Below are 16,379 nucleotides of genomic sequence, written 5' to 3' on the forward strand. Positions count from 1 at the left end.
TGGAAAGACACACAGGAACCGGCCTGTCCATATGGCCATCCGACCGTGGCGCCGCGGCAACGGGTCCGCGATCCAGACATCGATGCACGGCACGGCCCACCGGCGTAAGCCGGAGTGGCCGCGACCAATGCCGCAAGAATCAGGCACTTGGTATGCGCTCGCGCGCCCGGAGCCGGTGCCATGCGCCATGAGCGCTCCGGAGCGGCTGCCGAACTCATCGCCCCGTACGGGTTGCATTGTTGATAACCCGCTCAAACGCGGCGTGGGTGGTGACATCACGTACCGGCATGTTATCGGGGGATAACGCATCTGCGAGACGGATTGGACCCCCATGCGCATTACCCTCGTCGGCTCCCGCCATTTCGGCGTGACCACCCTGAACATGCTCCGGGAGCACAGCGTCTCGGTCGTCCGGGTCGTGGTGGCCGACGCCGAGGATCGCCTCGCTGCGACCGCCAGGGCGGCCGGCATCGAGGTGGTCGTCCAGGCCAATCCGAAGCTGGTGGTGGCTTCCGAGATTGCTCCCGATACCGATTTGATCATCACGGCGCACAGCCACGCCCGGATCGGCAAGGACGCGCTGGCAGCAGCGACGTTCGGCGGGATCGGCTATCATCCCTCGCTGCTGCCGCGCCATCGCGGCAAGGCGGCCGTCGAGTGGACCATCAAGGAAGGCGATCCAATCGCTGGCGGCACGATCTACCACCTCGCCGACCGCATGGACGCAGGCGCCATCGCCGCCCAGGACTGGTGCTTCGTCAAGAAGGGCGAGACAGCGCGAGAGCTCTGGGAGCGCGCGCTGGCACCCCTCGGACTCAAATTGCTGGCCGATGTGATCGACTACGTAAAGGTCCACAAGGCGCTGCCGTCCAAGGTTCAGGACGAGCAGTTCGCGACCTCGGCGCCGAGTCTCGCTTGACGTTTACCCTTAACGTGAAGGGCCTTTGATTCTGCTCCTAAAATTGGAGTCGGGAACACAAATAAACCATTGTTTCCACAGGAACAATTTTCGGTTTGGCATCGCAACAAATTTCCGTCACATTTCGTCCGAATAAGCGTCAGCATATCAGACAGATTCAAGGACGGAATTCATGCGTTATGGTCGCATTGCGGCGTTCTGTGCCGCTTCAGTTTTCGCCGGCAGCCTCGCCTCTCCCGCCTTTGCTCAGAGCCCCTATGACGGCAACTGGCATGTCACGATCGTGACCAAGAGCGGCTCCTGCGAGCCGACCGCAAGCTCCATGCTGACGGTTGCCGACGGCAAGATCAGCGCGCCCGGAGCTAACGTTTCCGGCACCATCGGCAGCGGGGGACTTGTGAAAGTTTCGATCAATGGTGCATATGCCAACGGTCAACTCAACGGCAACGCCGGATCGGGGAAGTGGAATGGAGCATCTGCAGGCATACCGTGCAGCGGGCGGTGGGAAGCATCGCGCCAATAAACCAACTGAGGGTCGCGCTAAAGGCCGGCGGCTGCTGATGGCGGCCGCCGTTTTGTTTGCGGCGGGCCTCGTCAGCGCTGAAAGCAAGGCCCAGTCCAGCCCGTTTGCCCCGTTGGCGGGCAGCTGGAGCGGCAGCGGCACCGTAACCCTCGACGACGGCTCGACCGAGCGCATTCGCTGCCGGGCCAGATACGCTCCGATCGGACCAACCATGGAGATGTCCCTGACCTGCGCCAGCGACGCCTACAAGTTCAACCTTGGCGCCAATGTCAGGGCGGAAGGCGGCGCCATCGCCGGTAGCTGGTCCGAGGCCAGCCGCAACATCTCCGGCTCGCTCCAGGGCCGCGGCGCCGGCGGCAATTACGAGCTGGTTGCCTCCACCGCCGGCTTCAACGCCAACATCTCGCTGAAGACGAGCGGCAACAAGCAGAACGTTTCGATGCGCGCGGACAGCCAGTTCCGCGGCGCCAACATCTCGCTGACGAAATAGAACGACAGCGCGGTGGCAGAACAATCGACCCGGCGTCCGCGCCGGGTCGATTTTTTTATGCGTTCGGCACGAACGCGGTGACTTCGATCTCGACCTTGGCCCGCTCGTCTACGAGCCCGCCGATGTAGAGCAGCGTCGAGGGCGGGAAATTCCGTCCCAGGGTCTCCTTCCAGGCCGCGCCGATGCCCGCGCCCGCGGCCTCATACTCGCTGCGGCTGGTCAGGTACCAGGTCAGGCGGACGATGTGCTCGGGGCCCGCGCCGGCCTCGCCCAGGAGCTTGATGATCCGCTTCAGCGCGGTCGCAACTTGCGCCGCCATGTCAGGCGCGTAGTCACCGGTCTCGTCGCCCCCGGTCTGCCCGGCCAGCACCACCCAGCGGCCCGGCCCCTCGGCCACGACACCGTGGGAAAAGCCGCGCGGTTTCTTCCATTCGGCCGGCTGCAAGATTTGCATGAGCGAAGCTCTCCCTTTTTTATTGTTCAATGCTGCCTTAGCACGTCGTCCTGCATCGCTGCATCCGCAGATTTGGCCGTTGCAAACGGCGTCGATGTCGCCGATACCGGCCATCCTTCCGGACCGCATCCCTCCAGTACCCGCCGCCAATGACCACGACACCGTCCAAATCGATGGCTGCACTTTGGATGGCCGGCTGGCTGGCGCTGATGCTGGTCATGGCGGTCGCCGGGCGCGAGACCACGCGCGAGCTCAACGTCTTTCAGATCATGGAAGTGCGTTCGGTGATCGGTCTCACGCTGCTGCTGCCGATCATCTACCGCGCCGGCGGCTTCAAGGCGGTCGCGACAAAACGCCTGCCCCAGCACCTTGCGCGCAACGGCGTCCATTATTTCGCACAGCTCGGCTGGTTCTACGCACTGACGCTGATCGGAATCGGACAGGTCGTGGCCATCGAGTTCACCATGCCGATCTGGACCGCGCTGCTGGCCGCAACGTTCTTGTCCGAGCGCATGACGATCTGGAAGATCGCCGCCGTCCTGCTCGGCATCGTCGGCGTTGTCATGATCGTGCGGCCCGCGACCAGCGAGATCAACCCGGGCCAGTTGATCGCGCTCGGGGCCGCGATCGGCTTCAGCGTCTCGATGATCCTGGCCAAGTCGCTGACGCGCACGGAGAGCGCCTTGTCGATCCTGTTCTGGATGATCGTGGTGCAAATGGTCGTGGGCCTGCTCCCGACGCTCTATGTCTGGACTTGGCCGTCAGCCTACATGTGGGGCTGGCTCTTCGTTATCGGGGTCTGCGGCACATTCTCGCATTATTGCCTCGCCAGCGCGCTTCGGTACGCGGATGCGACCATCGTGGTCCCCATGGACTTTCTCCGGGTTCCACTCACGGCGACGGCCGGCTGGCTGCTGTATTCAGAGCGGCTCGACTCCTGGACCGTCCTCGGCGCGGCGCTGATCCTCTGCGGCAATCTCCTGAATCTGAAACCGGCATCAGCGGTTCCCGCCCGCGCGCGGTGAACCTCGCGCCGCCTCACGCGACAAAACAGAGTGGCCGTGTGATTTGGATCACGTTGGGAAGCATTCCCATCGTGCACATTCGGCCACACAGCAGCGGTTTGGACGCGACGTGCTTGCCGTTTTGGTGGCACGAAGTCGGGCACTTCGTGTAGATTCGTTGCCAAGTCGTTGCTGCCTGCAATTCGATTCTGTTGGGGATTTCAGATGCGCTATCTCACCCTCCTCGCTTCGCTGATGTGCATGGCCCTGTCGGTCAGTGCCGCGAAGGCCGACCGCCGCGTCGCCTTCGTCGTCGGCAACGGCAACTACAAGAACGTCGCGCAATTGCCGAACCCGCCGATCGACGCCAAGGCAATGGCGGCGACGCTGCGCAATGTCGGCTTCGAGGTGATCGAAGGATCCAATCTCAGCCGAGACCAGATGACGGAGAAGCTGCTCGACTTCGGCCGCAAGGCACAGGGCTCCGACATCGCCCTGTTCTATTATGCCGGCCACGGCATCGCCGTCAGCGGCACCAACTACCTGCTGCCCGTCGACGCCGACATCAAGTCGGAGATGGACGTCAAGCTTGGGGCTGCCATCAACATCGACCTCACGCTCGAGCAGACCATGGGCGATGCCAAGGTCAAGCTGGTCTTCCTCGATGCCTGCCGCGACAATCCGTTTGCTGCCAAGATCAAGTCGAACGCGGCGACCCGCAGCGTCAACGTGCAGAGCGGCCTGGCCGAGATGAAGTCGGGCGAAGGCACCCTGATCGCCTTCGCCACCGGGCCCGGCCAGACCGCGCTCGACGGCCAGGAGGGCAACAACAGCCCGTTCACCCGCGCGCTGATCGACAACATCACCAAGCCCGGCATCGAGATCCAGCAGGCAATGACGTCGGTACGCGCCCAGGTCAATGAAGAGACCCGCAAGGGCCAGCTGCCCTGGGGCCACACCAACCTGACCGGCACCGTCTATCTCAATCAGGCCCCGACGACCCAGGTCGCCAATGCAGCCCCGACAGCTACCGGCATCGTGCCGGTGGCGAGCGGGAGCTCGGACGGCGTCGAGCTCGAATACTGGCGCTCGGTGAAGGAATCCAACAAGCCGGAGGAGCTGAACGCCTATCTCTCGGCCTATCCGAACGGCCAGTTCAAGGCGCTGGCGCTGGCGCGTATCGCGGCGATCAAGAGCGGCCCCTCGACCGCGACCCGCACGCTCAATGCCGGCGTCGATCCGGCGACCTTTACGGACGAGGCCACGCAGCTCACCGAGGACCAGATCGGCCTCGACAAGACCGGGCGTCGCGACGTGCAGCGCCGCCTCACCGGCCTCGGCTTCGACATCAAGCCGACCGGTGTGTTCGGCGAGGAGACCCGCGCGGTGCTCAAGCGCTGGCAGGCCGCGCGCGGCTATCCGTCGTCCGGGTACCTCAACAAGAACCAGCACAAGGCCCTGCTCTCGGAGATCGTGGCGGCTCCCGCGACGGCGAGTGATGGCAGCCAGAAGGCCCCGCGCCGCGCCGCGAGCGCACCCTCAGGCAGCGCGCCGGCTCCCCAGCAGCGCAGCAACCCGGGCGATGCTGCCGGCGCAGCCTTCGTGGGCGGCGTCGTCGGCGGCATGATGGGCGGCATGTTCCGCCGCTGAGGCGCGAAGCCAGACTGAGAACACAAAAGCCCGGCTCGCGCCGGGCTTTATTTCGGGCAAACGGCGTTGGCGCGGACTTCGTCATTGCGAGCCAACGGGTCCGCGCGAAGCGCGGCCCGATGACAGGCTCCGCGAAGCAAGCCAGAGTCTCTCCGCAATGGCAGCCTGGATTGCTTCGTCGCAAGGGCGCCTCGCAATGACGCGGACAGAGATGCGCGCCTCACGCGAACGTCTCTGCCTGCAGCCGGACAGCTGGTCCGGAGCAACCGGCCAGAGCGCTACTTCCCCGCGGCCTTCCGCAGTGCCTCGTTGATGCGGTCCTGCCAGCCCGGCCCGCTCTCCTGGAAAAATTCCAGCACGTCCTGGTCGATGCGCAGCGTGACCTGCTCCTTGATGCCCGGGACTGCGTTTGGCTTGGGCGGCGCCGCGGCGACCTTGGCTGTCACCTTCTTGAACGCCGCCTCGGCTTCCGTCCTGGCATCGCCAAGCGTGCGCGGCCGCCTCGGTTGATCTGCCATGGCCTAGATCCCCTCAAACAGAGCCGTCGAAAGATACCGTTCGGAGAAAGACGGCACGATAGCCAGGATGGTTTTTCCCGCAGCTTCCGGCCGCTTGCCGATCTCAATTGCCGCCGCGATCGCGGCGCCCGAGGAGATGCCGCCCGGAATGCCCTCATGCCGCGCCAGCGCGCGCGAGGTCTCGATCGCTGTCGTCGAGTTGATCTTCACGATCTCGTCGATCACCGAGCGGTCGAGGATGTCGGGCACGAAACCGGCGCCGATGCCCTGGATCTTGTGCGGGGTGTGCTGGCCGCCCGAGAGCACCGGGCTCTCCTCCGGCTCGACCGCCACCACTCGCAAAGATGGCTTGCGCGGCTTCAGCACCTGGCCGACGCCCGTGATGGTGCCTCCGGTGCCGACACCGGCGACGAAGAAATCGATGTTGCCGACCGTATCGTTCCAGATCTCCTCCGCAGTGGTGCGGCGATGCACCTCGGGATTGGCGAGGTTCTTGAACTGCTGCGGCATCACCGAGTTCGGCGTCGTCTTCAACAGTTCTTCTGCGGCGGCGATGGCGCCTTTCATGCCCTGGGCTGCCGGCGTCAACACCAGTTCGGCGCCGAGAAAAGCCAGCATCTTGCGCCGCTCGATCGACATCGACTCCGGCATCACCAGCTTGAGCCGGTAGCCGCGCGAGGCTGCAACGAAGGCAAGCGCGATTCCGGTATTGCCGGAGGTCGGCTCGATCAGCACGGTGTCGGGCTTGATGATGCCCGCTTTCTCCATGGCGATGATCATGGCCGCACCGATGCGATCCTTCACGCTTGCGGCCGGATTGAAATATTCAAGTTTTGCCAAAATGGTCGCGTTCACACCGTGCATGCCCGGCAGACGCTGCAGTCGCACGATCGGCGTGTCGCCAAAAGCCTCGACGATCGAGTCATAGACCCGGCCTCGGCCGGGTTGGTGCGTTGCACCCGCGGTGGACGATGCGTCCATGATCAACTCCCTGTGGCGACAATTGCGCTTTTGTCGTGGTTCTTGCGCAGTTACAGACAGCTTGCGGCGACACGCAAGCAGCAATGCGGCACATGTTAAATACGCTGCATCGCAAAATCACGTGAGCCGTAATTATCAGAAAACCAACGTATTTGTGTTGCGACCTCGTCAACTGATTCTGCTTATGTTAGACTTACGTCTTAAAGCAGGGAGGTCACCACGATGTCAGCAGTTGCTGAAGTGATGTCGACCGTCGCGCTGAACCGCGATCCGCGTTGCAGCGAGTTACCCACCTGTCCGGTCTGCGCCGACTCGATGGTCGCCGCCGAAGCATCTGCCTACGTCTCGGACCAAATGATCAGCTATCTCTGGACCTGCGACAATTGCGGCTATGGCTTCGTGACCAAGCATGCGGTCCGGAAGCGGTTCCTGTGCAACTGAGCTTGGCTAGCGAGGGGCGATATCGCCCCTCGCCCAGTCCTCACGCGTACGCTGATAGAACTCCTCGAACCTGCCCAACGCGATCGCGTCCCTGATGCCCTGCATCAGGGACTGATAGTAAGCGACATTGATCTCGGACAGCAGCATCGCTCCCAGCGTCTCGCCCGCCTTGACGAGATGATGCAAATAGGCGCGCGCGCAACTGCGCGTCGATGGCCAGGGGCTCTCTTCGTCGAGCGGACGCGGATCGTCGGCGTGGCGCGCATTGCGCAGATTGACCTGGCCGAAGCGCGTGAAGGCAACGCCATGCCGGCCATTGCGCGTCGGCATCACGCAATCGAACATGTCGACGCCGCGCTTCACCGCCTCGAGGATGTCGTCGGGCGTGCCGACGCCCATGAGGTAGCGCGGCCGCTCTCTCGGCAGCAATGGCGCTGTCTCGTCGATCATCGCCAGCATCACCGACTGTGGCTCGCCGACGGCAAGGCCGCCGATCGCATAGCCATGAAAGCCGATCTCGACCAGGCCTTGCGCGCTCGCATGGCGCAGCTGCGGGACGTCGCCACCCTGCACGATGCCGAACAGCATGTAGCCGCCGGGCGCGCTTTCGAAGGCCCGCTTGCTGCGCTCGGCCCAGCGCAGCGACAATTGCATCGCGCGCTCGATGTCGGCGCGCTCGGCGGGCAGCCGCACGCATTCGTCCATCTGCATCGCGATATCGGAGCCGAGGAAGCGCTGCACCTCGATCGAGCGTTCCGGCGACAGTTCGACCTTGGCGCCGTCGATATGCGAGCGGAAGGTGACGGCGTGCTCGCTGACCTTGCGCAAATCCGCCAGCGACATGACCTGGAAGCCGCCGGAATCCGTCAGCATAGGACCGTTCCAGCCCGTGAACGTCTGCAAGCCGCCGAGCGCCGCGATCCGCTCGGCGCCGGGGCGCAGCATCAGATGGTAGGTGTTGCCGAGCACGATGTCGGCACCGGCGTCGCGCACCTCGCGCCAATGCATGCCCTTCATGGCGCCCGCGGTGCCGACCGGCATGAAGGCCGGCGTCCGCACCACGCCGTGCGGCGTGGTCAGCCGCCCGGTGCGCGCGGCGCCATCGGTGGCGAGCAACTCAAAGTGATTGGGAAGGTCATTGTCGGGATTCATGGCGGTGCTTATTGCGTGTCGGAGCAGGCCGATCAACCCGCCCGGACCATGCCACGGCCCGGCAACGGTTCAGACTGGGACACATTTGGGCACCATGTCGGTGCCCGCCGCCCTTGTTAAACAAAACGATACAGTGTAGTTTTATCCTGGGGCTGGACGAAAATGCCGCGGCAAAGCTGCCGGCGGCGGTACAAGCGTGATCGCCAGCCACCGACGATGCCCTTCCCTTCAAGTTCAACCGAAATGTCCCGCCGCGCACCTGGCTGGATCGGGCGGACGGTCGCCCGCCTGAGCGGTGTCCTGGTCCTGGCGGGCAGCCTGGCGCTCGGCGCCTGCACGTCCCTCCCGCGCACCCCCTACACAGCCGCGGAGGCCAGCACATCGCGCGTGCTCGATATCGACGGCCTCCGGCGCTACGCCGACGAGCCCGTCACCAAATTCAGTTTCGAGAAGGACAACAGCACCGCGACAAAGTCCTATCTGGCACTGTCAGGCGGCGGGGCCGATGGCGCTTACGGCGTCGGCGTGCTCAACGGCTGGACCGCGGCCAGAACCCGCCCCACCTTCTCCGTCGTCTCGGGCGTGAGCACCGGCGGGCTGATCGCGCCCTTTGCCTTCCTCGGCTCGCAATATGACGACACGCTGAGGGAGGTCTACACCAGCGGCATCGCGGAGAGCCTGCTGAACGATCCCAGCATCATGCGCGTGCTGTTCGGATCGGGCCTGTTCGGCAACACGCGGCTGCGCGAGCTCGTCGCCCGCTATGTCGGCCCCGAGATCATGGCGCAAGTCGCGCGCGAGAATGCCAAGGGCCGGAAGCTGCTGGTGGTGACGACCGACCTCGACACCCAGCGCACCGCGATCTGGGACATGGGCAAGATCGCCGCGGTCGGAACGCCCGAGGCGCTGAAACTGTTTCGCGACGTGATGGCGGCCTCCGCCAGCATTCCGCTGGTGTTTCCGCCGATCATGATCGACGCCGAAGGCCAGGGCCGGCGCTTCCAGGAGATGCATGTCGACGGCGGCGTGACGGCGCCCGTGCTGACGCTGCCGGAAGCCCTGCTGTTCCAGGGCAGCCGCCTGCCCGGCAGCGCGAAGATGGACATCTACATCCTCGTCAACAAGAAGATCGAACGCAATTTCGAGCTCGTCTCCAACAGCACCATCGACGTCGCCTCGCGCAGCCTGTCGGCGATCACCCAGTCGCAGACGCGCTCGATCATCTTCTCGACCTATGATTTCGCCAGGCGCAACCGCCTGGGCTTCCATCTCTCCTACATCGCGCGCGACTATCCGGCGGCGCCCTCGGAAGGGTTCGACACCGCCTACATGCGGGCGCTGTATCAGTACGGATACGACAAGGCGGCGTCCGGCCAGGCCTGGACCTCGAAGCTTCCGTGATCCCACGTGACGGAACGAGACCATACGGAAACCGTTGACGATACGGCCAATTCGGCCAGATTCGCGATGACGCCTCCGCTCCTGCGCGATATAGAGCGAATGACCGATATCACGACCGCGCAGGAATCATTGGGCATGGGATTGACTGCGACCAAGACGAAACCGGCCGCGCCGCGGCGCGAGGTGACGAAATCGCGCGGCGGCCGGCCGACGAAGACCGCCGCCATCGAGCGCGATCAGCGCCTGATCGAGGTCGCCACCCGCCTGTTCCTCGACCGCGGCTTCGACGCGACCTCGCTCGATGCGGTCGCGGAAGCGGCCCGGGTCAGCAAGCCGACCGTCTATTCCCGCTACGGCGACAAGCGCGGCCTGTTTGCCGCCGTCCTGAGGCGCGAGATCGCGCGCTGGCTTGCGCCGCTCTCGGCGGCGGCGGAGACGCAGCTCTCCAGCGCCTCGAACATCTCGGTCGAGCAGCGGCTGGTCGAGATCGGGCGCGAGATGCTGACATTCACCTGCGGTCCCGACGCCGTCGCCTTCAGCCGCATGATGACGTCGCAGGCCATCAACTTTCCTGACGTCGCCAAGCTCGGCAAGGAGGAGGGCTGGCTCAAGGCCGTCGCCACCACCGCGCGCTTCTTCGACCATCTGGCGGCGCAAGGTGCGCTCGATGTCGAAGACACCACCATCGCCGCCGAGGTGTTTCTCGACGTCGTCGTCGGTCACACCCACCGCATGGCCACGTTCGGAACGGCGTTGGAGTTGAAGCCCGCGGAAAAGCGCATGCGGTCGGCGATCAAGCTGTTCCTGGCCGGCGCGCTGGGACCTGCCGACCGCGTCCAGAGCGCCGCAAAGGGCGCACAGCGGCGCCCCGCCCGCTGACAATCCCGTGAGCGCGCGATCAATCGCCCCGGCGGCCACGGCTTCGCCATTGACCAAAATAAAACGATACGGTATGGTTTTGTTATAGCAGCACTGGCCGCTTTTTCACCAGCCCCAAAGCGGATCGTGCTGTTTCGAACGCCGCGGCGGGCACAACCTGCTACGACGGTCCGCGGCCGGCCTTTGCCCAAGGTCGGCCGCGAATTCTTTACGATCATCCGGCACACTCGCAGGCCGAGGGTTTCGAGCATGAAGGCAGCACGACGACACACCTGGACGCTCTTCGCCGCCGCCCTGTCGACATTGCTGGCCGCAGCGCCGGCGCAGGCGGTCGTCTCGGCCGGAAGCACACCCACCGCGCTTCACAGCGAGACAGATGGCGAAGCTGATCGCCAGGCAATCAGCCGCGAGATCGAGCGCTTCCGCAGCTCGTCAATCTCGATCAGCCAGGCCATGGCCATTGCCGAAGCCCGCCATGCCGGCGCCACCACAGCGGATGTGAGTTTCGACGGAGGCTCGGGCGTCCCGGTCTACCGCGTGAAGACCCTGCACAACGACCGGATCTGGCGCCACACCATCAACGCGTCGACCGGCGAGCTCGTCGGCGGGGAAGCCGCCCTTCCCCTCGCCGAGCTCGACCACGACGATCGCAGCAATCTCGCAGCGCTCGGTGCGATCAGGCACCGCCTTGCCGACGCCGTGCGCGTCGCCGAACGCGCGGCCGCGGGCAAGGCCATCAGCGGCGGGCTGGTGCGCGAACGTGGCCGGCTCAATTTCGCGATTGTCGTGATCAGCGGCGACGACCTCAAGGAGGTCATCCTGGAGCCGCCGGGCGCACGAGCCAAATAGCTGGCTCGGCCCCGGCATCGACCGGGGCGAAAAGCCATTGACGGAGGCAAGACTCTCCCGCATAAGTCGCCGCCATGTTCACGACCACCAAACGCACGACCAAAACCACCACGGCCCCAGGGGCCCGGGGAGGCGTGCGCGCGTAGGTCGTCGACTTAAACGCATCAGCTCTACCGAAGCCCCGCCCTCGATGGTCCGGGGCTTTTTTGTTGTCTAATTCTCAATTCAATGGAGGACAAAGTGAGTAACGATCCCGTCGTCGCGATTGTCGGCGTCACCGGTGCAGTGGGCGCCGAATTCATCGCCACCATGGACAAGCGCGGCTTTCGCGTCGGTAAGCTGAAGGCGCTGGCGAGCGCCCGCTCGGCCGGCAAGACGGTGTCGTTCCGCGGACAGGACGTCGTCATCGAGGAATTGACCGAGCGCGCCTTCGAGGGCGTCGACATCGCGCTGTTCTCGGCCGGCGGCAGCATCTCGAAGAAGTTCGCGCCTGTCGCGGTCAAGGCCGGTGCCGTCGTGGTCGACAATTCCTCGGCCTTTCGCATGGACCCGAACGTGCCGCTGGTGATCCCCGAGATCAATGCGAGCCGCATCCGGGATCACAAGGGCATCATCGCCAACCCGAACTGCGCCGCGATCACCGCGCTGGTGCCGCTGTGGCCGATCCACCAGAAGAACCGCATCAAGCGCGTGATCATCTCGACCTATCAGGCGGCTTCCGGCGCCGGCGCCGCCGCAATGGAGGAGCTCGTCGAATCCACCCGCGCCAATCTCAACGGGCAGGTCTATACGCCCAAGGTGATGCCGCACCCCTACGCCTTCAACCTCTTCAACCACAACACCGCCATCGACCCCGACACCGGCTACAACGACGAAGAGACCAAGGTCATCAAGGAGACCCGCAAGATCTTCGAGGACGAGAAGATCGCCGTCGGCGTCACCTGCGTACGCGTGCCGGTGCTGCGCGCCCATTGCGAGGCCATCACCTTCGAATGCGAGAAGCCGATCAGCGAGGACCAGGTCCGCACCATCATGGCGCAGGCGCCCGGCGTGAAGATGGTCGACGACCGCGCCAAGAACTACTTCCCGATGCCGATCGACGCCTCGGGCCAGGACGACGTCCTGGTCGGCCGCATCCGCAAGGACCTCAGCGACCCCTCAGGCCATTCGATCTCGATGTTCGTGGCGGCGGATCAGTTGCTCAAGGGCGCAGCGCTCAACGCCGTGCAGATCGCCGAGCTTTTGCCGCAACGGGTGATGGCGTAGCAGGTGATGCGTAGGGTGGATTAGCCGAAGGCGTAATCCACCTCTTTGCTGTGCACTCGAACAGAGAAGTGGTGGGTTACGCCTTACGGCTAACCCACCCTACGGCGCCAGTGTCAGTCGCGCCGAAACAGCAAGCACGCATCGCCATACGAATAGAACCTGTAGCCTTGCGCGATCGCATGCGCATAGGCCTGCTTCATCGTCTCGAGCCCCGAGAAGGCCGAGACCAGCATGAACAGCGTCGACTTCGGCAGGTGAAAATTCGTCATCAGGACATCCACGGCGCGGAAGCGATAGCCGGGGGTGATGAAGATCGACGTCTCTGCCGCGAACGGCTGGATCGTGCCGTCTTCGCTCACTGCGCTTTCCAGCAACCGCAATGACGTGGTGCCGACCGCGAGGATGCGGCCGCCGCTCTTCCGCGCCGTGTTGAGGCGCTCCGCTGTCTCGGCCGAGATGGTGCCCCACTCCGCATGCATCCTGTGGCCCTCGGTGTCGTCGACCTTCACCGGCAGGAAGGTCCCTGCCCCGACATGCAGCGTGACGCGGTTGATGCCAACGCCGCGCGCGCGCAGCGCCTGCTCCAGTGCCGGGGTGAAATGCAGACCGGCCGTCGGCGCTGCGACCGCGCCTTCGTTGGCCGCGAACATGGTCTGGTAGTCGGTGAGATCCTGATCGTCGGGCGTGCGCTTGGAGGCGATATAGGGCGGCAGCGGTGGACTGCCGAGATCGGCGATGGCCTGGTCCAGCGTGGGGCCGTGGAACGAGAACGAGAGCGTCACCTCGCCTTCGCTGCCCTTGGCCTCGACATCGGCGTCGAGATGGCCGAGCAGGCAGACCCTGCCCTCGTTGCCGAAACGGATGCGGTCGCCGGCCGTGAGCTTTTTCGCCGGCTTCACCAGCGCCTGCCAGCGCGAACCGTCGAGGCGCTTGATCAGCGTCGCTTCGATCTTCGGCTCGGTCTCGCGGCCGATGCGGCGGCCCTTCAATTGCGCCGCGATCACCTTGGTGTCGTTGACGACGAGCTGGTCGCCCGGCCTCAGCCATTGCGGCAGGTCGGAAACGACCTGATCGCGCAGCCCGCCGTTCTCGACGACCAGCATCTTCGCGGAGTCGCGGGGGCTCGCCGGGCGCAACGCGATGCACTCGGCAGGCAGATCGAAATCGAAGAGGTCGGTGCGCATGACTCACTAGCACCGTCATTCCGGACGCCGCGCCTCAAGCGCGGCGATCCGGAATCCCGAGATTATGGTGCGAGATTCCGGGTTCGCGCTAACGCGCGCCCCGGAATGACGGGTGACTATTCCTTGTCCGCGGCCATCCGCGCCTTGACGATCTTGTCGGGGTTCTGCACCGGCTCGCCGCGCTTGATCTTGTCGACGTTGTCCATGCCCTCGGTGACCTTGCCCCACACCGTGTACTGGTTGTCGAGGAAGCGGGCGTCGTCGAAGCAGATGAAGAACTGGCTGTCGCCGGAATCGGGGCTGGCGGCGCGGGCCATCGAGGCAGTGCCGCGCACATGCGGCTCCTTGTTGAACTCGGCCTTCAGCTTCTTGCCGGAGCCGCCGGTGCCGGTACCCTGCGGGCAGCCGGTCTGCGCCATGAAGCCGTCGATCACGCGATGGAAGACGATGCCGTCGTAAAAGCCTTCGCGGACCAGTTCCTTGATGCGCGCGACATGGCCAGGGGCGAGGTCAGGCCGCATCTCGATGGTGACGGGGCCCTGCGTGGTCTCGAGGATCAGGGTGTTTTCGGTGACGCTCATGCTCGTCTCTCTTGCGTTGGGGGTGAAGTCTTCCGGTTGCGGAACTGGATCGCGAATGGACGCCCCGCGGCGGCGCCGGCCATTGCATCGGTAAATGGCACCGGCGTACAGCGTTGCAACGCCTCCATCACCGCGATCCGGTATTGCAGCCGGTCATTGTCGGAGGCCTCCGCGGATTCATAGGTAATCCTCGGATGGCCCAGAATGTTTCCGGCCCGGTTAAAGCTCACGACGACGGTGATGTCGAGTGGGCGGGCCATGGCCGGGGGCGGCGGTCTCCAGCAGGTGCGCAGATGCCGGAAGATGTCCTGGATGGTGTTGACCTGCGCGCCTTGGGCGGCCGCGCCGGGGACGCCAAGCAGCAGCATCGCGGCAACCAGCAGGAGCCTGCTACCGCGGCGCGCCATGGCCGCTCCTACTTGATGTCGGATGCGACCTGCACCTTCACCATCTTGTCGGGATCGGTGACGCTGCCGCCGGCCGAGCCGGGCGGCGCCTTCTTCAGCTTGTCGACGACGTCCATGCCCTGCACGACCTCGCCGATCACCGTGTACTGGTTGTCGAGGCTGCCGCCATCGGCGAACATGATGAAGAATTGCGAGTTGGCGCTGTCGACGCTGTCACCGCGCCGCGCCATTCCGACGATGCCGCGCGCAAAGTGCACCTTCGAGAATTCCTGCTTCAGGTTCGGATATTTCGAGCCGCCGGTGCCGTTGCCGTTCTGACCGTCACCCGTCTGCGCCATGAAGCCGTCCATCACGCGGTGAAACGGCACGTTGTTGTAGAAGCCCTCACGCGCAAGCTGCTTGATGCGCTCGGCGTGCTGGGGCGCGATGTCGGTCCTGAGCTTGATGACGATGCGGCCCTTGGTGCTGTCGATGACGATGGCGTTGGCCTTATCGAGATTTGCCGGCAATTGCTGCGCCACCGCCGGCACCGCGAACAGAAGCGCGGCAAGAACTGCGAGAATTCGGATCATGACTACTCCGGATCAGATGAGAGGAAGCGCGCCGTTATCAGGCGAATTTTGCCTTGAGCTGTGCCGCAACGAGCGGCGGTACGAAGGCCGAGACGTCTCCGCCCATGCCGGCGATCTGGCGGACCAATGTGCCGGTAATCGGGCGGACCGCCGGAGAGGCTGGCAGGAAGACGGTCTGCACGTCGGGCGCCATGGTGCCGTTCATCCCGGCGAGTTGCATCTCGTAGTCGAGGTCGGTGCCGTCGCGCAGGCCCCGGATCATGATGGTCGCGCCGTGCTTGCGCGCTGCGGTGACCGCGAGATCGTCGTAGGTCACGGCTTCGAGCACGCAGCCGGCCTGGGACGCCACCGGTCCGCAGACGTCGTGGAGCATCTTGAGCCGCTCCTCTGTCGAGAACAGCGGCTTCTTGCCGGGATGGACCCCGATCGCGACAACCAGCCTGTCGCATAACGACACGCTGTGCAGGACCACGTCCAGATGGCCGTTGGTGATGGGGTCGAAGGAACCGGGATAGAAGGCAATGCGCGGCATGGCCTCCTCCTACCGCGCCCGGCCCGGGCCGGCAAGCCGGGCCGGTTCCTTGCCCATTTCCCGCCCGTTTCCTGCCCGTCCCACAAATCTCAGGCCGCTCCTGTCGGAACGGAGCACATTGTTTCGTCCTGAGGGCGCCCACGAAACAAAACGGAGCGCGAACGAAACCATTTCAGACATCCGCGAAGACGTCCGGAAACTGGCCATGGTTACTAATCCACCCAACGAATGACGGGCCGCACACCGGGCGTAGTGGCCGCATCACAGGGGACGTCAATGATCAAGACCATCTCAGCGATCGCGATCGCCGCATTTGTTGCTGCCGCACTCACCGTCCTTCCCGGCTTCGCGCCGTCCGTCGAAGCCAGCGTGCCGCAGCCGCTCGCCAAGAGCGACCGGCTTGACATCCGGACCATCGGCAAGGACTGCTCGCAGCAGGCTTGGCCGAACTTCGAAGCCTCGTGCCTGCGCCGCGCCGGGACCAAGACCAATGTCCGCGAGGCCCGCCTCGTGACCGCCGACCGCACCCCGTAGTCGGCCTTGTCAGCTTCGCGTCAGGTAAGCTCCCCAAAATAA

The 16,379-nt window shown here is 64.7% G+C and carries 20 protein-coding genes; 11 read left to right on the top strand and 9 right to left on the bottom strand.

What is annotated here, in order from left to right:
* Positions 1-331: 331 nt before the first annotated feature.
* The 3 genes from HAP40_RS20375 (at position 332) to HAP40_RS20385 (ending at position 1,932) form a co-directional block, all read left to right on the top strand.
* Complete coding sequence (locus tag HAP40_RS20375; protein ID WP_166816141.1) at positions 332-919, top strand: formyltransferase family protein; 588 nt, start codon at positions 332-334, stop codon at positions 917-919.
* Between the two features lie 172 nt (positions 920-1,091).
* Complete coding sequence (locus HAP40_RS20380; RefSeq protein ID WP_166816140.1) at positions 1,092-1,442, top strand: hypothetical protein; 351 nt, start codon at positions 1,092-1,094, stop codon at positions 1,440-1,442.
* A complete protein-coding gene (locus tag HAP40_RS20385; protein ID WP_166816139.1) occupies positions 1,387-1,932 on the top strand; it encodes a hypothetical protein in 546 nt (181 codons plus the stop codon). The genes HAP40_RS20380 and HAP40_RS20385 overlap by 56 nt, the downstream gene beginning before the upstream one ends.
* 55 nt (positions 1,933-1,987) lie before the next feature.
* Here the strand turns inward: HAP40_RS20385 and HAP40_RS20390 are convergent, their stop codons facing one another.
* Positions 1,988-2,386: a RidA family protein gene (locus HAP40_RS20390; RefSeq protein WP_166816138.1), complete on the bottom strand. Its 399-nt coding sequence runs from the start codon at positions 2,384-2,386 to the stop codon at positions 1,988-1,990.
* A 149-nt stretch (positions 2,387-2,535) separates the two neighbouring features.
* Between HAP40_RS20390 and HAP40_RS20395 the strand changes: the two genes are divergently transcribed.
* Both HAP40_RS20395 and HAP40_RS20400 read left to right on the top strand, forming a co-directional pair.
* The gene (locus HAP40_RS20395; protein WP_166816137.1) at positions 2,536-3,411 is read left to right on the top strand and encodes a DMT family transporter; all 876 of its coding nucleotides are present in this window, start codon (positions 2,536-2,538) and stop codon (positions 3,409-3,411) included.
* A 204-nt stretch (positions 3,412-3,615) separates the two neighbouring features.
* Positions 3,616-5,040 carry a caspase family protein gene (locus HAP40_RS20400; protein WP_166816136.1) on the top strand — a complete coding sequence of 475 codons (1,425 nt, stop codon included), beginning with the start codon at positions 3,616-3,618 and terminating at the stop codon, positions 5,038-5,040.
* A 278-nt stretch (positions 5,041-5,318) separates the two neighbouring features.
* Here HAP40_RS20400 and HAP40_RS20405 read toward each other — a convergent pair whose 3' ends face one another.
* Both HAP40_RS20405 and cysK read right to left on the bottom strand, forming a co-directional pair.
* Positions 5,319-5,558, bottom strand: a complete 240-nt coding sequence (locus HAP40_RS20405) for a BrnA antitoxin family protein (protein WP_166816135.1) — start codon at positions 5,556-5,558, stop codon at positions 5,319-5,321.
* A 3-nt stretch (positions 5,559-5,561) separates the two neighbouring features.
* Positions 5,562-6,539, bottom strand: a complete 978-nt coding sequence (gene cysK / locus HAP40_RS20410) for a cysteine synthase A (RefSeq protein ID WP_166816134.1) — start codon at positions 6,537-6,539, stop codon at positions 5,562-5,564.
* 222 nt (positions 6,540-6,761) lie between these two features.
* Here cysK and HAP40_RS20415 point away from each other — a divergent pair, with 222 nt between their 5' ends.
* Positions 6,762-6,980 (top strand): hypothetical protein, encoded by a 219-nt coding sequence (locus tag HAP40_RS20415; protein WP_166816133.1) that lies wholly within the window; start codon positions 6,762-6,764, stop codon positions 6,978-6,980.
* Positions 6,981-6,986: 6 nt separating this feature from the next.
* Here the strand turns inward: HAP40_RS20415 and tgt are convergent, their stop codons facing one another.
* The gene (gene tgt / locus HAP40_RS20420; protein ID WP_166816132.1) at positions 6,987-8,132 is read right to left on the bottom strand and encodes a tRNA guanosine(34) transglycosylase Tgt; all 1,146 of its coding nucleotides are present in this window, start codon (positions 8,130-8,132) and stop codon (positions 6,987-6,989) included.
* A 243-nt stretch (positions 8,133-8,375) separates the two neighbouring features.
* On the opposite strand from tgt, the gene HAP40_RS20425 reads away from it, so the two are divergent.
* The 4 genes from HAP40_RS20425 to HAP40_RS20440 all read left to right on the top strand — a co-directional run bounded on the left by HAP40_RS20425 (position 8,376) and on the right by HAP40_RS20440 (position 12,527).
* Complete coding sequence (locus HAP40_RS20425; protein WP_166816131.1) at positions 8,376-9,533, top strand: patatin-like phospholipase family protein; 1,158 nt, start codon at positions 8,376-8,378, stop codon at positions 9,531-9,533.
* A gap of 135 nt (positions 9,534-9,668) precedes the next feature.
* Positions 9,669-10,412 carry a TetR/AcrR family transcriptional regulator gene (locus tag HAP40_RS20430; protein ID WP_166819433.1) on the top strand — a complete coding sequence of 248 codons (744 nt, stop codon included), beginning with the start codon at positions 9,669-9,671 and terminating at the stop codon, positions 10,410-10,412.
* A 249-nt stretch (positions 10,413-10,661) separates the two neighbouring features.
* Complete coding sequence (locus tag HAP40_RS20435) at positions 10,662-11,261, top strand: PepSY domain-containing protein (protein WP_166816130.1); 600 nt, start codon at positions 10,662-10,664, stop codon at positions 11,259-11,261.
* A 228-nt stretch (positions 11,262-11,489) separates the two neighbouring features.
* Positions 11,490-12,527, top strand: coding sequence for an aspartate-semialdehyde dehydrogenase (locus HAP40_RS20440; RefSeq protein ID WP_166816129.1), 1,038 nt, complete (start codon positions 11,490-11,492; stop codon positions 12,525-12,527).
* 113 nt (positions 12,528-12,640) lie between these two features.
* Here HAP40_RS20440 and queA read toward each other — a convergent pair whose 3' ends face one another.
* The 5 genes from queA to coaD form a co-directional block, all read right to left on the bottom strand.
* A complete protein-coding gene (gene queA, locus HAP40_RS20445; RefSeq protein WP_166816128.1) occupies positions 12,641-13,711 on the bottom strand; it encodes a tRNA preQ1(34) S-adenosylmethionine ribosyltransferase-isomerase QueA in 1,071 nt (356 codons plus the stop codon).
* Between the two features lie 116 nt (positions 13,712-13,827).
* Entirely contained in the window at positions 13,828-14,292 is a 465-nt protein-coding gene (locus tag HAP40_RS20450; RefSeq protein WP_166816127.1) for a peptidylprolyl isomerase, read from the bottom strand.
* Complete coding sequence (locus HAP40_RS20455; RefSeq protein ID WP_166816126.1) at positions 14,289-14,699, bottom strand: hypothetical protein; 411 nt, start codon at positions 14,697-14,699, stop codon at positions 14,289-14,291. Before HAP40_RS20455 ends, HAP40_RS20450 begins: the two co-directional genes overlap by 4 nt.
* 8 nt (positions 14,700-14,707) lie before the next feature.
* Positions 14,708-15,271 carry a peptidylprolyl isomerase gene (locus tag HAP40_RS20460; protein ID WP_166816125.1) on the bottom strand — a complete coding sequence of 188 codons (564 nt, stop codon included), beginning with the start codon at positions 15,269-15,271 and terminating at the stop codon, positions 14,708-14,710.
* Positions 15,272-15,308: 37 nt separating this feature from the next.
* Positions 15,309-15,803: a pantetheine-phosphate adenylyltransferase gene (gene coaD / locus HAP40_RS20465; protein ID WP_166816124.1), complete on the bottom strand. Its 495-nt coding sequence runs from the start codon at positions 15,801-15,803 to the stop codon at positions 15,309-15,311.
* Between the two features lie 276 nt (positions 15,804-16,079).
* Here coaD and HAP40_RS20470 point away from each other — a divergent pair, with 276 nt between their 5' ends.
* Complete coding sequence (locus HAP40_RS20470) at positions 16,080-16,337, top strand: hypothetical protein (RefSeq protein ID WP_166816123.1); 258 nt, start codon at positions 16,080-16,082, stop codon at positions 16,335-16,337.
* The last annotated feature ends 42 nt before the right edge of the window (positions 16,338-16,379 follow it).

This window comes from Bradyrhizobium sp. 1(2017) (genome assembly GCF_011602485.2).
Lineage (GTDB): Bacteria > Pseudomonadota > Alphaproteobacteria > Rhizobiales > Xanthobacteraceae > Bradyrhizobium.

What these genes read in the sequence shown, in the direction of transcription:
- queA (WP_166816128.1), bottom strand. Translation starts at nt 13,711, where the DNA reads ATGCGCACCGACCTCTTCGATTTCGATCTGCCTGCCGAGTGCATCGCG.
- HAP40_RS20455 (WP_166816126.1), bottom strand. Translation starts at nt 14,699, where the DNA reads ATGGCGCGCCGCGGTAGCAGGCTCCTGCTGGTTGCCGCGATGCTGCTG.
- HAP40_RS20460 (WP_166816125.1), bottom strand. Translation starts at nt 15,271, where the DNA reads ATGATCCGAATTCTCGCAGTTCTTGCCGCGCTTCTGTTCGCGGTGCCG.
- HAP40_RS20440 (WP_166816129.1), top strand. Translation starts at nt 11,490, where the DNA reads ATGGAGGACAAAGTGAGTAACGATCCCGTCGTCGCGATTGTCGGCGTC.
- HAP40_RS20405 (WP_166816135.1), bottom strand. Translation starts at nt 5,558, where the DNA reads ATGGCAGATCAACCGAGGCGGCCGCGCACGCTTGGCGATGCCAGGACG.
- HAP40_RS20375 (WP_166816141.1), top strand. Translation starts at nt 332, where the DNA reads ATGCGCATTACCCTCGTCGGCTCCCGCCATTTCGGCGTGACCACCCTG.
- HAP40_RS20425 (WP_166816131.1), top strand. Translation starts at nt 8,376, where the DNA reads ATGTCCCGCCGCGCACCTGGCTGGATCGGGCGGACGGTCGCCCGCCTG.
- HAP40_RS20450 (WP_166816127.1), bottom strand. Translation starts at nt 14,292, where the DNA reads ATGAGCGTCACCGAAAACACCCTGATCCTCGAGACCACGCAGGGCCCC.
- HAP40_RS20400 (WP_166816136.1), top strand. Translation starts at nt 3,616, where the DNA reads ATGCGCTATCTCACCCTCCTCGCTTCGCTGATGTGCATGGCCCTGTCG.
- HAP40_RS20395 (WP_166816137.1), top strand. Translation starts at nt 2,536, where the DNA reads ATGACCACGACACCGTCCAAATCGATGGCTGCACTTTGGATGGCCGGC.
- tgt (WP_166816132.1), bottom strand. Translation starts at nt 8,132, where the DNA reads ATGAATCCCGACAATGACCTTCCCAATCACTTTGAGTTGCTCGCCACC.
- HAP40_RS20435 (WP_166816130.1), top strand. Translation starts at nt 10,662, where the DNA reads ATGAAGGCAGCACGACGACACACCTGGACGCTCTTCGCCGCCGCCCTG.
- HAP40_RS20470 (WP_166816123.1), top strand. Translation starts at nt 16,080, where the DNA reads ATGATCAAGACCATCTCAGCGATCGCGATCGCCGCATTTGTTGCTGCC.
- HAP40_RS20415 (WP_166816133.1), top strand. Translation starts at nt 6,762, where the DNA reads ATGTCAGCAGTTGCTGAAGTGATGTCGACCGTCGCGCTGAACCGCGAT.
- coaD (WP_166816124.1), bottom strand. Translation starts at nt 15,803, where the DNA reads ATGCCGCGCATTGCCTTCTATCCCGGTTCCTTCGACCCCATCACCAAC.
- HAP40_RS20390 (WP_166816138.1), bottom strand. Translation starts at nt 2,386, where the DNA reads ATGCAAATCTTGCAGCCGGCCGAATGGAAGAAACCGCGCGGCTTTTCC.
- HAP40_RS20385 (WP_166816139.1), top strand. Translation starts at nt 1,387, where the DNA reads ATGGAGCATCTGCAGGCATACCGTGCAGCGGGCGGTGGGAAGCATCGC.
- cysK (WP_166816134.1), bottom strand. Translation starts at nt 6,539, where the DNA reads ATGGACGCATCGTCCACCGCGGGTGCAACGCACCAACCCGGCCGAGGC.
- HAP40_RS20430 (WP_166819433.1), top strand. Translation starts at nt 9,669, where the DNA reads ATGGGATTGACTGCGACCAAGACGAAACCGGCCGCGCCGCGGCGCGAG.
- HAP40_RS20380 (WP_166816140.1), top strand. Translation starts at nt 1,092, where the DNA reads ATGCGTTATGGTCGCATTGCGGCGTTCTGTGCCGCTTCAGTTTTCGCC.